Genomic DNA, 13,509 nt, shown 5'->3' on the forward strand with positions numbered 1-13,509 from the left:
ATTTTCCTTGTTTTTAAAAAAATTCCTTTCTTCAGACTCGTGAATTTCCGATATTTAACAAACCGCTCCTTTCCTACTGGACGACTTTTCTGAATTGCCGTAATGTAGGTTCAACCAAGTTTTATTCCCAAAGGAGAGTTGACATGATGGAGCTTTCACTCGTTATTTCATTTTTGGCTGTCTCAATCCTGCTCACCCTCGCTCCCGGACCTGATATCCTGTTCGTTATCGCGCAAAGCATGTCCAATGGGCGAAAAGCTGGGATCATGACCGCTCTTGGGCTGGCTAACGGCGTAAGGAAGTATGTGAACTATGGCAAAGCCCTCTTGTATGCGGCGATCGGCATTCGCCTCGCCCTGGCAGAAAAATAATCCGCTTACCAGCCCCAAATTGCCCTTACTCAGGTAATATGTCCAGACCGCTCCTGCCGTGCTGAATATGATAAACCATGCACAGTGGGAGGTGTCATCAGTGAAATCGGCCAAGTCTAAAAAACGAAATCGCTATTCTCGCCCAAATCACTCTTCTTCACACAACGTACGCGGGAAAAGAGCAAGGAAGCTAGACCATCCTCGCTGGCTTCGCGTCAATGTTCGGGCTCCTAAAGTACTTGTGACTGCCCCAGCGCCTGAGCTTACAGTCACGCCCTCCACACCCAACGTTCAAGTGGAGGCACCTACTGTAAATATCCAGGCACCGAAGCCTTTGATTATTCCAGCACCCATCGTCAATGTCGAGGTCGAAGCGGAAGAATCCGCTGAGGAAGCAGGCGTTAAAGGTCTTCGCAGGGAATTGGTCAAATGCATGAAGCAGCAACAGACCATTGAGCTCCTGCTCTCCGCCGACTTTGGCGTGCACAGTCGCCGGTATCGAGTGGGAAAGCTGATCCGGGTCGATGAAGGAATCGTTGAGCTGAAAACCCTTTCTGCTCTCGACCACATCGGCAGCTCCGTTCTGATTCCACTTCATCGAATCGTCGCTATCATTCCCAACTTGCCAGACCAGGCTTCTTCCGCAGATCCTTAAAGCTCTGAAAACGAAGGATCGACAATCCAAATTGAGTTAGCTCGTTTGCGTCTTTGTTACCCTACAAGCTCACTTGCACCTTCTTTTTATGTATCGGAATCGGTTGCCCACCTGCTCACTGTTTGTCAGCAGAATGTGGGCTTTTCGATTCCCTTTTTTTATCGAAACCCTCTTCCTTCCCAGACTTCGCGAACTTCTCGCGCCACACGATTCCACTTAAAGCGCTCTTCTGCCAACATCCGGCCTGCACTTCCCATTTTGCGTTGCAGATCCCGGCTGGAAAGGAGCTTTTGCAATTGCTCTGAGAAAGCTAAAGGGTTCTCTGGTTGCTCAACCAGTAGACCGTTTCCTCCGATAATGACCTCGGCGTTTCCTCCTCGCTTGGTCGTCACAAAGGGGAGACCTGCTGCCATTGCTTCGTAGTGTACACGTGCCAATGGCTCCTCCCATTGGGACGGACAAACAAAGATATCCCCTGCCCAAAACCATTGATGAATCTGTTCAGCCGAAACAAAACCAGTGGTAATGACCGGAATAGGTGAACGACCAGCCAAAGAACGTACATACGCTACATAATCGCTGACCTTATCTTCGCTGTACCAGGAGCCACCGACCAGGACCAGTGCTATATTGGAGTGGCGTTTGCTTAAATCATTCATGGCTCGGACGAGGATATCTGCACCTTTTTTAGGAGTCAGCCGACCTACAAACAAGATGACTTGTTTGCCATTCAATTGGTGCTGACTTCTCAGCTCTTGGCGAACTTGACGCGCCTGTGACGATTTTTCCCAGGGGACAAAGGTTCCCAGATCCACTCCCGAATAAATGGTCCGCAGCTTTTCTGTAGCTGCAGGATACAGGGAGGAAATGACTCCCCCTACGTAATCGCTGATGGTAATGATTCGCTCGACAGATTCAATGGCTTTGACTGCCACTTGCGGATCAATTTTGGCCACGTCAAACATGTCATTGTGCATGCTCAAAATGATTCTCGCGTTTGGACAAACATCCCGTATCAACGGTACCAATCGCGGACGATTGAAGACATGAATGATGTCGTATTCACTTGTCTGTAAAAAGCGAACGACCTCTGCTGCATACGTTTCAAAGACGCCCAGTCCGTTTAGCCTTACGTAACGAACCTGTCGGATGATCTCGTCGGTCGCTAGCTCCGGATCTGTCGTACCAATAACGGTTACATTGTGATAGGAACTCAGATCATCCACGATTCCTGAAATATAGGTTTGAATGGCACCGCCGCGGACTGGAGGCACGGGCAACTTTTCGGTGCAAATCATGGCTACCTTCATCGTGATTCCCCTTTCCTCATGCGGTTCATCGCAAGCCTTTGTACTTCTTCATACCTTGCTTTGCTTTTGGTTTGCGAGCAGGATTGGTAGTCACGCGGTTTCGTGGAGCAGGCACTTTATTATACCCGTGACGACTCGACGCAGACGTCGTTGCTGCTCTTCTTGGTTTGGTCGTGCTCGTTGATTTTTGTCCTAGACGTGATGCTGTCCGTGCTGATGAAAGCGGCTTCGCTTGTCTTTTCTTGGCAATGGCTCGGCTTGCTTCCGTTCGTTTGGTCTGCAAGGCTCTCACGGTCGTAGTACGTTTTGCTTTTGCAGCGGCACCTGCTTGGCGCTTCCTTCCGCTAGCTGCTGTCTTTGCTCTAGGGGTTCTAGTGACTGGATTGGAAAGGTAAGGGAGAAGATTAATAACATTGGAGGCAGAGGATGATGTGAGGCTTTTTCTTCTACTGGCGGACGAGCGCACAGCTTCTTTCTCTTCCGCAGCAGAGACAGAACTGGATTTCTTTTCTACAGGCTTCAGCTCAGCCACTTTATCTTTGACAGCATCCTTCTTCTGCTTGGACTGAGAGGTGTCAACTTTTTTCTCTTTAGACTGAGTGGATTCGACCTTCTTCTCTTCGAACGGGACTGTCTCGCGCTTGCCTGAGCTGACCTTTTTCTCTTCAGCTTTATCGCGTTTGGGCGCGTTCTCTTTTTTGCTGCTCTTTTGTTTGTCATTGGAGGAAGCAGATACAGCTTCTTTTTCTGTTTGATCTGCACGCTTTTTGGTCTGCAGATTCCACTGTTTTTGCTCCCAGATAAACGTGGAGGAAGCTTGTGAGGGGATTTTTTCGGGGGATTGTGCGACAGCTGCCTGCTCGTAGGAGCCAGCTGCGTATTTCGATTTGTCTTTGCTCAGTTCCGCTAACGCTTGCCACTTCGTCTGATCCGTCGCTACCACACGTTGGAGGATCGCTCCAGCCTCCGTATTCAAAAACGTAACAGGATCAAAGAACATTTCTTTCAGATGTTTGTAAAACTCGTTGGGCATGGCCATATCGATCAGCAAAACGTCAAACGATTCTGCATCCAGGGGATTCGCTTTGTGATACGCCTCAATCATTCCGCGCATCCAACCGACATCCCATACGCCCATATCGTCCATCGTGCTAGTAATCAGCTTTCTCAAATCGCGGAATGGCAGATCGTAGGACACCCCGTCAAGGTCAATAACCCAAAGACCTCCTGGTCCATTTTGTCCGTTGGACCATCCATAGTCCTGGTGTACAAGGCCCCAGTGAGGTTCCCCCATCGCAGCCATTTTGGAATATGCTGATTGCTGCAGTCGTGTGATCGCTTCCTGTGCCTGACGTTCGTATTCATCGACGACAGACAGGATCTCTGGGCTCGCCGCTGTTTCGCTGTACGCGGATGCCATTTCCCGCATCCAGCCTATTTTTTTGGCGATTTTCTGATAGTAATTAGGCCAACGATACAGGCGGGATGAGTTTTTCGCTCCTAATGGAGGCAAGTAGCCTTTGGTGTGCCTGTGAAATTCCCCTAACCCGTAGCACAGTTCCTGTGCGCCTACCAGATCAACCTTCGTCGCAGGCTGTAAATTGATCCAGTCCGTGACAATCCAGAGCTTTCCGCCCATCTCAACAAACAGCTTCCCGTCCTTTGCCGGTATCAGCGCCGGAACTCTAGCACCTTGCTTGACAACATATTCCTGTAAACCCACACTGAACAGGCTTCTCTCTGGACTTCGATGCAACAACTTCAGACTTCTCGGTCCTTTATTGGTCTCAATCCGCCAAATGGCTCCACCTTTGTCTGGTTTGGAGGTAATCAACGTTCGACTGCTGACAGACATATCGTACATTTTGATAACCGCCTCAGCTATCGTGTCTATTTCCGGCGGAACATGCATATCCCAATTTAGGGCGGCTTCGGCTGCTCCTGTTCCCTGTCTGTGAATGTCCCACGGCTTGATCAGGTACTCTTCCATTGCCTTCCTCCCGTCGTCCAATTATGGTGCGTTGATGGTCCTTTCCTATTACTATTCGATCATTTTTCATCACGAAACGGACAAATAGCCATAGGAATTAGCCAGTTCTATCATCAAAAAACCATGCCCGTAGCTTGTTCCAGGATGGGCGACGCGCAAAGAGACAAGCTCGAAGAAATGGACCTTTGATCCTGCATAAATAAAAAAAGATGCGCTGTCAGACGCATCTTTTTTGTTAAATGGATGATTAGGCTTCATCGTCACCGTATTCTTCATCTTCATCCTCATCTTCTTCGCCTTCATCATCGGAGTCGTCTTCTTCGTCAGCTTCGTATTCTTCTGAATTGTCTTCGTCATCAGATCCGTCAGAGTCTTCGTCATCGTCTTCATCGTCTTCATCGTCTTCTTCGTCGTCATTATCTTCAAGTACGGGTCTTGCGTCGTCTGTGAAAATCCATTTTTTCTTTCTGCCGTCTTCGTATTCTACTTTTACTTCTACTTCTTCAATGTCATCGTCATCTTCAATGATTTGTCTCAATTGTCTCAGCCAATCGTTTCCCATGACCACACCTCCGGCACTAAGTAGTATCGTGTTACCAGTCAGCGGATCACCGTTGACTTTAGTACTATATGTTGGTTCTTGGTCACTTGTATGAGCAGTTGTCCTGTCTCCAAGTTTTTTTTGCACATTTTCGATTTCTGTGCTCATTTACAGGCTTTAGCCCGCCTTATGGCTACGGTACATATTTGGAAACGAACTGGACAAACTTTTCATGGACGAACATGATTCATGCAACGAATGGAGAAAGGACGTGAGTAGTTCGCTATGGAAAAGGAGCTGGCGAAAATGGCTCTCGTTTTAGATCGGGAGGAGAGTCAATGAACAAACGAATGGCTTGCCTGATTTTCAGCCTCTTTCTGCTGTGTATGCTGCCTCTTCAATCAACGGTCGCCTACCAGGATCAGCCTTATCATTTCGGGTTTAAAAAAAGCAAGAATGGTAGGCTTCCATCGATTAACGAAGAGGGGTTTAAATCCATTGTTGATCGACATGGCGCTGTTTTTCTAGGCGATACTTCACAGAAAGAATTGTACTTGACCTTTGACAATGGCTATGAGAACGGATTCACACCGGCTATTTTAGATACCCTGCTATCCAGACATGTGCCCGCTATTTTTTTCGTCACTGGCCACTACGTAAAGGACAAGCCTGAGCTGTTGAAAAGAATGGTTGCGGAAGGTCATCTGATCGGCAATCACTCGTGGAGCCATCCCGATATGTCCACGATCTCGAATGAAAAAATCAAGGATGAACTGGCCAAGGTAAAGGATGCCGTAACAGAGGTAACCGGGCAAAAGGAAATGAAGTACTTGCGTCCACCTCGGGGGATATTCAGTGATCGAACACTAGGGATCTCGAAGGAATTGGGGTACACCAACGTATTTTGGTCGATTGCCTACAAGGATTGGGATGTCAAGCAGCAGCGCGGCTGGAAGTACGCCTATGACCAGATCATGTCCCAGCTACATCCGGGAGCGGTCATTTTGCTGCACTCCATCTCCAAGGACAACACGGAAGCATTGGGTGCTTTTATTGATGAAGCGCACAGACAGGGCTATGTTTTTAAAAGCCTGGATCAGCTGCCTGGTTCCGCCACCACCCCTGCGCCCCTGTCTCCATCTACACCTCGGCACTAAATACCATATAGCCATTTTCACAAAATAAAGCTCCCGTTCCTGCACGAATACGCGAGGAACGGGAGCTCTTTTATCTTCCGGAACAATCTTTTAACAGGATTTCCGTACTTTCTTCCTATTCCCGATCCAGCAGAGACGCTCCAGCGATCCCTGGGTGGGTCATTTCGAAAGGATCCAGAATCAAATCCAGCTCCTCTTCTGTCAGAACATTGTGCTGCAGACACAGCTCGCGAACCGACTTGCCTGTGAGGATGGCTTCTCTGGCGATACGTGCCGCTGTCTCATAACCCAGATGTGGGTTGACTGCGGTAATGACACCCACACTTTTCTCCACGTATTCCTTCATGCGCTCTCGATTGGCTTCGATTCCTGCGAGACAGTATTCTGTGAACGCGCGGAAAGCATTGTCCATGATACTGATCGATTGCAGCAGATTGAAGACGAGCACTGGCTCCATCACATTGAGCTCCAGTTGACCCGCTTCAGACGCCAGGCAGATGGTATGGTCGTTTCCGATGACTTGGAAAGCCACTTGGTTGATGACCTCTGCCATGACCGGATTGACTTTCCCCGGCATGATCGATGATCCAGGCTGGCGGGCTGGCAAAGAGATTTCTCCTAGTCCTGCGCGCGGTCCGGATGCCATCAGACGCAAGTCATTGGCAATTTTGGACATATTCATCATGCATACTTTCAATGCCGCAGACACTTCTGTATAAGCATCTGTATTTTGGGTGGCATCGACGAGATGTTCGGCTCCTTCCAAGGGGAAGCCGCTGATTTCCGTCAGCTTTTCTACGACTGTCGTTATATATCGCGGATCTGCATTCAGCCCAGTGCCTACTGCTGTCGCCCCCATGTTGACTTCGTACAGATGCTGGCGAGATTGCTTGATCCGTTTGATATCGCGATCCAGTACCCGGCGATACGCTTCGAACTCCTGGCCCAGACGAATCGGTACCGCATCTTGCAAATGCGTACGACCCATTTTGATGACGTCATCAAACTCCTGTGCCTTTTGTCCGAATGCATCGTGCATCGTCTGCATGGTCACAAGTAACTTTTCCAAAAGACTTAGTGTTGCCAGGTGAATCGCTGTCGGAAATGCATCGTTGGTGGATTGAGACATGTTCACATGCGTATTCGGGCTCAGGTGGAAGTAATCCCCCTTCTTCTCTCCCAAAAGCTCCAATCCACGATTGGCAATCACTTCATTGGCATTCATATTGATGGAGGTTCCCGCTCCCCCTTGGATCGGATCTACGATGAACTGGTCATGCCACTTTCCATCCATGATCTCCTCGGCAGCGGTCACGATCGCATTACCGAGACGTGGGTTGAGTCGAGATACTTCCATGTTGGCAATCGCCGCTGCTTTTTTTACCATAGCCATGGCAATAATCAGCGATGAATGAAGGCGGTAGCCGGTAATTGGGAAATTCTCTGTTGCCCGCATGGTTTGCACACCGTAGTAAGCGTTTACAGGAATCTCTTTTTCACCAAGAAAATCCTTTTCAATTCGAAACGATTGTTGTTCCATCCTTGTTCGCCATCTTTCCTAGTAATAGTGGGTTACGTCCCCCTCATTCTACCATAGATTTTCAGAAAAGGGCTGTCTCTTTGAAACACAGCTATCTTTTTCGCCGTCTTATTGGGTAGAATGGCTAATAATCAATGAAAAAATGGAATCGAGGGATACCATGAAGAAACTTTTTCTCATCTTGTTGACCGCAGCACTCCTGCATGGCTGTAGCAGTACGCCAGAAGCGGTCGATCAGCCTGCTCCCGAACAGCCCCCAGCCTCAAGTGAACCACCTGCGCAACAGCCAAATCAGCCGCAAACACCTGCTCCCGAACAGGAGCCTCCAAAGGAAGAGCAGCCTGCTGCTGAGAAAACGTACGGAAACGATATTTTTCAAAAAGTAACAGTGGCTAAAACCGGAGAGGATACCTTCGAGATCAAGGGGCAAGCCAGAGTATTTGAAGCTGTGTTTCAATATGTGGTAGAAGACGGGCACAATGAATTGACCGAGGGCACTGTAAATACCTCTGCTGGAGCGCCGGAGTGGGGCGACTTCACCCATACGGTAAAGGTAAAAAAGGCGGAGCCGAATTCTACACTGATGCTTATTCTGTTTGAGGTTAGTGCAAAGGACGGAAGCAGACAGCATGAACTGATCATTCCTTTGCCGGAAAAATAATGGTCTCCTGCAAGATCATCGGAGAAGGCTACCCACTCGTCTTTCTCCACGCATTGGGAACGGATCACCGCTCCATGCAAGCATGGGCCGAACCTCATTTTGCACATACTCTGGGCTATCAGCGGATTTATATCGACTTGCCCGCCCATGGTCACAGCCCGGTGGAAGACTGGGTGCGAACATCGGACGATCTCTTGTCCATGCTGCTTGACAAAACTTGACTCGCTGCTGGCCCATCGCTGCTTTGCCTTGGTGGCAATATCGTTTGGTGGATACGCACCTTGCCTTCTCGTATCATCCTGGAGCGAGATGAAGACGCGATATGCGGCTATCAGGATCATCTGGCACTGCTCAAAGCTTTTACCCATGCGACCTGCTCCATTCTCGACCAAGCTGGACACATGCTGGAGATCGAGCAGCCAGCGCTGTACAGAGCCTGTTTGCCAACTGGCTGGAGCGTGTGAAGTGCTTTCAGACAAGGGACGGGGTTGCTTCTGCTGAATAATCGAAGAAAAAAGAGTACCCCCTGACTCACTTGCTTAAGTCAGGGGGTCTTTGGATTGACTCACTGAGCCTGTCCTTTTTTCTTGGCCATCTTGTTGGCGACCAGCGTGATCAGGAAGGAGCATAACAGCCCACTCGCCATCGCGAGGATAAATCCGACCATGTTATTGGAAAGAAGTGGTGCCATGATCGAAGGCACATAGGCTGTTCCTCTGACGTCAAACAAACCAACCAGCATACCAGCTACACCTGAAGAGATCACAGCTCCTGCGAACACCAGCTTATTAGAGAACATGAATGGATATGCTGCTTCGACGAAGGTACCAAAGCCCATATTGATCAAAAAACCAGGCGTCGCCAACGTAGCTTCGCTTTTTTCGCGTGGCGCTACGATATTCGCCAGTGTAATTCCCGCAGATACCATGACGAGTCCGACCATGTCCACTGCACCCAGGAAGCTGTTCCCTGTTTTCTCCATCTCCAAAAGCACAATCGGCAAAATCGCGGCATGATACACACCGCCAATGATCGCTGGCCAGATGAGAAGTCCTGCAATCAAACCCGCCAGGATCGGGCTGTAAGCCACCGCTCCTTCAATCAGAACTTTTACCCACTCCCCTGCCTGCAAGGCAATCGGCGCCAACAAATAATAGACGATCAATCCTGATACTAGCCCAGAGATACCGCCGGCAATAATATTGACAGTCGTGGTCGGAAACCGCCACTCGATACATTTTCTAAACAGCAGATTCACCAAAAGACCTGCGCCTATACCGCCAAGCATACCGCCAATAATTCCTCCATCGATAGACAAGACGCCTGCCAGCACCCCTGCCACGACGGATACCTCTTCCATGTCAGACACTTGTTTCGCCGCTACCGCCGCAATCACGACGGGCAGTGCCTTGATCAAGACGTCAAACACTTCACTCAGCATGGACAAACCGGGTATCTTACTGAGGGCAAGGATCAATGCCAGCGCGATAAAGCCCGGCAGCGAAGCCATCATGATTCCTCGAATTTGGACTCGCTTCCACGGGCTAGCCGAGATACCCGACGCTTGCTTCGAATCCCCGATCATCGGTCTGTACGCGATTCCCCAGTGCTTGCTGAATACGGTGAGAAAACTGATCGCTCTCGTCCGGTTTGTCGTTCCTGTCGTTCCGGAAGTCAGAATGACCAAAGCGCCCTTTGACGCGATCTGTGCCATCGACGTACCGCCTGTACCAGCTATCGGTACCTGCTGATCGACTGCTGCGCGAATGACCTGCTGATTGGCACCGTCTGGCGCTGCACTCATCGCGATCAAGCCATCGACGCTTCCTGCCCGTATCTGGCTTGCGATCTCTTCGTCCACGCTGGCTGCATACCGATTGCACGCCTCCAGCGGTCCCTCAAACACCGAGACCACTTGACTGACTTTTTCATTCCATACATACACCGCAGCATCTGTCGAGTCGCCTGCTGAATCCATCGAGCTTTTAGCCGCAATGAACTGGACCGCTGCCAGCTCGATTCCTGCTGACTCGATCTGTGTGATGATTTCACCCAAGAGCTTTTCAGGATCTTTTCCTCCCAGATTATATAAATTGCCCCCGCTGCTTCCTACGACTGCTATCCGCTTTGTCACATGCAAGATCTCCCAACGTTTTGTTTTGTTTTGTTTTGTTAAAGCGTTACTTTATTAATTAGGTATAGTTTTACTTTAGTAAAGGATGGCACATAATTCAAGAGATTCTCTGTATTTATTCGATGAGATTGAACAGATTGACATGAATATAGAAATCTTCAGATAATATGGTATAATTTGTCTTGTAATTTTACATACCGATGTATCAAGGTGGGGTGAAAAGCGTGGTAAACGAATATGGGATTGGCTGGGGAACGCTTGCATTGATCAACGCTGGACTTGCTCAGGGAAAAAACCGCAGTGGATTTAACTGGTTTCTCATCTCCTTGCTGCTTGGACCACTCGCTACCTTCCTGCTCCTTCTGATGGATAAGCTGCCTTACGAATAAGAAAACCACTCTCGAGGCAGTAAAAAACCCCCTCTCTGTAGAAGAAAGGGGATCATCCATGATTTATTTATTTATTTTTCTTCATTATTCTGACTATCTTTGTAGCAATCTATACACAGACCTTCATTATTCTCGATCTCATATTCGGTCAAGCGAGCTTGACATGTTTTGCACATCTTCTCTGTCAGTACCAAGTTCACTGTCCTATCTCCTTTCCGAGGAAATCTATCTGTATACCTTTATTATAACCATTTACTTATATAAAACTCGGTTTTTGTGTTAAAATTTTGTGAATTCTTTCAAAAATATTTTTCAGGAGCTTCTGTATGTCACCTTCCTTATTTGCTTACACGATTGACGAGGATCCCTTCCACTTGTTTTCCACCTCTCATTTGGTCGTGCTGCTGCTTTTTGTTGTGCTCACGGCCGCTCTTTTTGTATATCGGAAAAAATGCCGTTCCTCTGCACGTTCCAGGCACACACTGCGCTATACGCCTGTCTGTTCATGACATGGGTGGAAGGATATCGCCCAACGCTTCGCTCAGTCTGGAAAACGATGGGCTTTCTCAATGTGCTCCTACTCGTGGCTTTGCTGGTCAATCACTTTACAGGCGGGAACTACCTGTTCGTCTCACACAAGCCGGAGAACCCTAGCCTGATTGATTACCTGGGCGAGTATCCGTGGTACATCCTCTCCCTGGAAGGCGTCGCTTTGGCGGTCTTTCTCCTGCTTTATTGGCCTTTTGCATGGGGCAAAAAAGCAATATCCTCATCCTCACAAGAGATGTCTTCATGAAGGCAGTGCACAATTCCGTACCCAATCCTCCACGCAAGCCAAGAATCGCTGTGCGGCTGGAGACAGGTTGGCCATCGAGGGGGCACCAATTCCGATCGTTCGATAGTGGGCTCCCTCCAAAGGAATGACACAAATATTCGCAGGCAGTCGAAACAAGATCATTTCCGGGAGAATGCTGATTCCGAGGCCATTTTGCACCATCGCAATAATCGCATGATCGTCTCCCAGCTCGTATTTGATTTTTGGCTGCAGCTTGTATTCCTTTAAAATGCGCTGGATATCATTGTCACAGCCAATGGTCGGCATGATAAATGTTTCTTCTACCAGCTCGCTTACCTGTACGATTTCTCTCGCGGCAAGCGGATGATCAGAAGGCACCAGCAAGAGCATGCGATCTTTTTTGAGAGGCAGCAGATCGAAGGATGTCGCAGTAGGCATAGAGACAAAACCGAGATCTACTTTTCCCGCTGAAACCCACTCTTCAATATCGTCGTAGTATCCGTCGAACAGCTTGATTTCAATGTTCGGATAGGCGTCCTGGAATTGCTTCAAGATCCCCGGCAGCCATTGCGTCGAGACACTGGTGAATGTACCGAGATTTACGGTTCCCGACTCAATGCCTTTTATTGCGTCCACTTCCTGTTTCATTTGTTCATTGACCCGCAGAATCTCGCGCATATAGCCATACAGTCGCTCCCCATTGCTTGTCAGGCTGATTCCAGACCTCCCACGGATCATGAGTGTCAGGCCAAATTCCTGTTCCAGACTGGCTATGGCATGACTGACAGCCGACTGTGTTAACCCGAGAAGCTCCCCTGCTTTGGTCAAGCTGCCTGTTTCCATCACCGACGTGAAAACTTCGTACTTATTGAGACTCATGCATACCCCTCTTTTTCATGAAAACAATTTGTGCAAACCATAATAAACATTCATTTTTCTTATTCAAGCGATACCCTTATACTGAAAACGTATCAAGAGATAAAGTGTCCCAGCTTCAATCTGCGGGGATAAGGGAGCACGAGAATGAAACCTCAATTAAAAGCTGATCTGGCTATGCTTTTGGTAACCCTTTTTTGGGGTTCCTCCTATCTGTTCATGCAGATGGGGCTTACAGATCTGCAAACCTTCAATTTTATTGCTCTGCGCTTTTTGCTCGCCTTTGTCTTGGCTGGTCTTTTCTTTCGTCGGCGCATCCTGCGTACTCATCGGAAGACCCTCGGCAAAGCGTTTGTTCTAGGCACCCTATTGTTTGGCGTTTTTGTTACGATTACGACTGGTTTGAAGACAACCACTGCATCCCAGGCAGGTTTTCTCGTCAGTCTGACTGTCATCTTCGTACCGTTCTTATCCATGCTGCTGCGCCAGATTCCGCCGCCACGTGTTTTTCTTGGAGCGTTTCTCGCACTGATCGGTATTGGTTTGCTCACATTGAACAGCCAGCTTGAAATCAGCCGTGGGGATTTGTTATGCATTCTCGGCGCTGTGTTTTATGCCATTCACATCATCGTTACTGGCAGATGGGCAAATCAATCCGATCCGCTCCAGCTCGGTGTTTACCAGCTCGGTTTCACTGGCCTGCTTGGGCTGCTCTTTTCACTAGCTTTGGAAACGCCGCGGCTCCCCGTAACCCCTGAGGCATGGTTTGCGGTTCTGATGCTGGGAATCTTCTGCTCGGCCGTCGGATTCGTGGTGCAGACGGTAGCCCAGCAGTACACGACTCCGACGCACACTGCCCTGATCTTTTCAATGGAACCCGTATTCGCTGTCGCAATCGCGTTTTTGGTCACGGGTGAAATGCTTTCGTTGCGCGGGTATGTGGGTGCAGCCCTGGTATTGTTCAGCATCCTGATCGCCGAAATGGATCTGGGTAAATGGCTGCGACGCAAATCCTCAAAAAAGCTGGCAGTAACTGAAAAAAACGTGCAGGCATGAGGTCTTCCTCGCCTGCACGTTCATTTTTTCTGG

General features: G+C 48.9%; 15 protein-coding genes and 1 pseudogene. 9 read left to right on the forward strand and 7 right to left on the reverse strand.

Annotated elements, in window-relative coordinates; all coding sequences use genetic code 11:
• Nucleotides 1-146: 146 nt before the first annotated feature.
• Both JZI27_RS05845 and JZI27_RS05850 read left to right on the forward strand, forming a co-directional pair.
• A pseudogene (locus tag JZI27_RS05845) lies at nt 147-296 on the forward strand (LysE family transporter); the annotation flags it as partial.
• 175 nt (nt 297-471) lie between these two features.
• Nucleotides 472-1,026: a hypothetical protein gene (locus tag JZI27_RS05850; protein WP_122909549.1), complete on the forward strand. Its 555-nt coding sequence runs from the start codon at nt 472-474 to the stop codon at nt 1,024-1,026.
• A gap of 158 nt (nt 1,027-1,184) precedes the next feature.
• Here the strand turns inward: JZI27_RS05850 and JZI27_RS05855 are convergent, their stop codons facing one another.
• The 4 genes from JZI27_RS05855 to JZI27_RS05870 form a co-directional block, all read right to left on the reverse strand.
• On the reverse strand, nt 1,185-2,336 hold the full coding sequence (locus JZI27_RS05855) for a glycosyltransferase family 4 protein (protein ID WP_280207037.1): 1,152 nt from the start codon (nt 2,334-2,336) through the stop codon (nt 1,185-1,187).
• Nucleotides 2,337-2,361: 25 nt separating this feature from the next.
• Nucleotides 2,362-4,326: a CotS family spore coat protein gene (locus JZI27_RS05860; RefSeq protein WP_280207038.1), complete on the reverse strand. Its 1,965-nt coding sequence runs from the start codon at nt 4,324-4,326 to the stop codon at nt 2,362-2,364.
• A 69-nt stretch (nt 4,327-4,395) separates the two neighbouring features.
• The gene (locus JZI27_RS05865; protein WP_148038758.1) at nt 4,396-4,602 is read right to left on the reverse strand and encodes a hypothetical protein; all 207 of its coding nucleotides are present in this window, start codon (nt 4,600-4,602) and stop codon (nt 4,396-4,398) included.
• Complete coding sequence (locus JZI27_RS05870) at nt 4,574-5,035, reverse strand: hypothetical protein (protein ID WP_280207039.1); 462 nt, start codon at nt 5,033-5,035, stop codon at nt 4,574-4,576. The genes JZI27_RS05865 and JZI27_RS05870 overlap by 29 nt, the downstream gene beginning before the upstream one ends.
• 170 nt (nt 5,036-5,205) lie before the next feature.
• Here JZI27_RS05870 and pdaA point away from each other — a divergent pair, with 170 nt between their 5' ends.
• A complete protein-coding gene (gene pdaA / locus JZI27_RS05875) occupies nt 5,206-6,024 on the forward strand; it encodes a delta-lactam-biosynthetic de-N-acetylase (protein ID WP_280207040.1) in 819 nt (272 codons plus the stop codon).
• A gap of 115 nt (nt 6,025-6,139) precedes the next feature.
• On the opposite strand, the gene aspA is transcribed toward pdaA, so the two are convergent.
• Complete coding sequence (aspA, locus tag JZI27_RS05880; RefSeq protein WP_122909554.1) at nt 6,140-7,564, reverse strand: aspartate ammonia-lyase; 1,425 nt, start codon at nt 7,562-7,564, stop codon at nt 6,140-6,142.
• Between the two features lie 160 nt (nt 7,565-7,724).
• On the opposite strand from aspA, the gene JZI27_RS05885 reads away from it, so the two are divergent.
• Genes JZI27_RS05885 through JZI27_RS05895 form a run of 3 tightly spaced genes read left to right on the forward strand, consistent with a single transcriptional unit; the run spans nt 7,725 to nt 8,689 of the window.
• Nucleotides 7,725-8,225 (forward strand): Gmad2 immunoglobulin-like domain-containing protein, encoded by a 501-nt coding sequence (locus JZI27_RS05885; protein WP_122909555.1) that lies wholly within the window; start codon nt 7,725-7,727, stop codon nt 8,223-8,225.
• A complete protein-coding gene (locus JZI27_RS05890; RefSeq protein WP_183185087.1) occupies nt 8,225-8,446 on the forward strand; it encodes an alpha/beta fold hydrolase in 222 nt (73 codons plus the stop codon). Before JZI27_RS05885 ends, JZI27_RS05890 begins: the two co-directional genes overlap by 1 nt.
• Nucleotides 8,447-8,506: 60 nt before the next feature.
• The gene (locus JZI27_RS05895; protein WP_122909556.1) at nt 8,507-8,689 is read left to right on the forward strand and encodes a hypothetical protein; all 183 of its coding nucleotides are present in this window, start codon (nt 8,507-8,509) and stop codon (nt 8,687-8,689) included.
• A 101-nt stretch (nt 8,690-8,790) separates the two neighbouring features.
• Here the strand turns inward: JZI27_RS05895 and JZI27_RS05900 are convergent, their stop codons facing one another.
• The gene (locus tag JZI27_RS05900) at nt 8,791-10,359 is read right to left on the reverse strand and encodes a PTS sugar transporter (RefSeq protein WP_280207041.1); all 1,569 of its coding nucleotides are present in this window, start codon (nt 10,357-10,359) and stop codon (nt 8,791-8,793) included.
• A gap of 200 nt (nt 10,360-10,559) precedes the next feature.
• On the opposite strand from JZI27_RS05900, the gene JZI27_RS05905 reads away from it, so the two are divergent.
• Complete coding sequence (locus JZI27_RS05905) at nt 10,560-10,748, forward strand: hypothetical protein (protein WP_276531761.1); 189 nt, start codon at nt 10,560-10,562, stop codon at nt 10,746-10,748.
• A 451-nt stretch (nt 10,749-11,199) separates the two neighbouring features.
• The gene (locus tag JZI27_RS05910; RefSeq protein ID WP_481752797.1) at nt 11,200-11,544 is read left to right on the forward strand and encodes a TMEM164-related integral membrane acyltransferase; all 345 of its coding nucleotides are present in this window, start codon (nt 11,200-11,202) and stop codon (nt 11,542-11,544) included.
• Here JZI27_RS05910 and JZI27_RS05915 read toward each other — a convergent pair.
• Complete coding sequence (locus tag JZI27_RS05915) at nt 11,539-12,423, reverse strand: LysR family transcriptional regulator (RefSeq protein ID WP_280207043.1); 885 nt, start codon at nt 12,421-12,423, stop codon at nt 11,539-11,541. The two genes, JZI27_RS05910 and JZI27_RS05915, sit on opposite strands and share 6 nt — an antisense overlap.
• Before the next feature lie 144 nt (nt 12,424-12,567).
• Between JZI27_RS05915 and JZI27_RS05920 the strand changes: the two genes are divergently transcribed.
• Nucleotides 12,568-13,476: a DMT family transporter gene (locus tag JZI27_RS05920; protein WP_251244055.1), complete on the forward strand. Its 909-nt coding sequence runs from the start codon at nt 12,568-12,570 to the stop codon at nt 13,474-13,476.
• The last annotated feature ends 33 nt before the right edge of the window (nt 13,477-13,509 follow it).

Origin of the sequence: Brevibacillus sp. AY1 (genome assembly GCF_029870785.1) — a bacterium.
GTDB lineage: Bacteria > Bacillota > Bacilli > Brevibacillales > Brevibacillaceae > Brevibacillus > Brevibacillus invocatus.

Coding starts and splice junctions, on each gene's coding strand:
- aspA (WP_122909554.1), bottom strand. CDS start 7,564: ATGGAACAACAATCGTTTCGAATTGAAAAGGATTTTCTTGGTGAAAAA.
- JZI27_RS05855 (WP_280207037.1), bottom strand. CDS start 2,336: ATGAAGGTAGCCATGATTTGCACCGAAAAGTTGCCCGTGCCTCCAGTC.
- JZI27_RS05915 (WP_280207043.1), bottom strand. CDS start 12,423: ATGAGTCTCAATAAGTACGAAGTTTTCACGTCGGTGATGGAAACAGGC.
- JZI27_RS05910 (WP_481752797.1), top strand. CDS start 11,200: ATGCCGTTCCTCTGCACGTTCCAGGCACACACTGCGCTATACGCCTGT.
- JZI27_RS05865 (WP_148038758.1), bottom strand. CDS start 4,602: ATGAAGAATACGGTGACGATGAAGCCTAATCATCCATTTAACAAAAAA.
- JZI27_RS05920 (WP_251244055.1), top strand. CDS start 12,568: ATGAAACCTCAATTAAAAGCTGATCTGGCTATGCTTTTGGTAACCCTT.
- JZI27_RS05905 (WP_276531761.1), top strand. CDS start 10,560: ATGTATCAAGGTGGGGTGAAAAGCGTGGTAAACGAATATGGGATTGGC.
- pdaA (WP_280207040.1), top strand. CDS start 5,206: ATGAACAAACGAATGGCTTGCCTGATTTTCAGCCTCTTTCTGCTGTGT.
- JZI27_RS05860 (WP_280207038.1), bottom strand. CDS start 4,326: ATGGAAGAGTACCTGATCAAGCCGTGGGACATTCACAGACAGGGAACA.
- JZI27_RS05890 (WP_183185087.1), top strand. CDS start 8,225: ATGGTCTCCTGCAAGATCATCGGAGAAGGCTACCCACTCGTCTTTCTC.
- JZI27_RS05885 (WP_122909555.1), top strand. CDS start 7,725: ATGAAGAAACTTTTTCTCATCTTGTTGACCGCAGCACTCCTGCATGGC.
- JZI27_RS05870 (WP_280207039.1), bottom strand. CDS start 5,035: ATGAGCACAGAAATCGAAAATGTGCAAAAAAAACTTGGAGACAGGACA.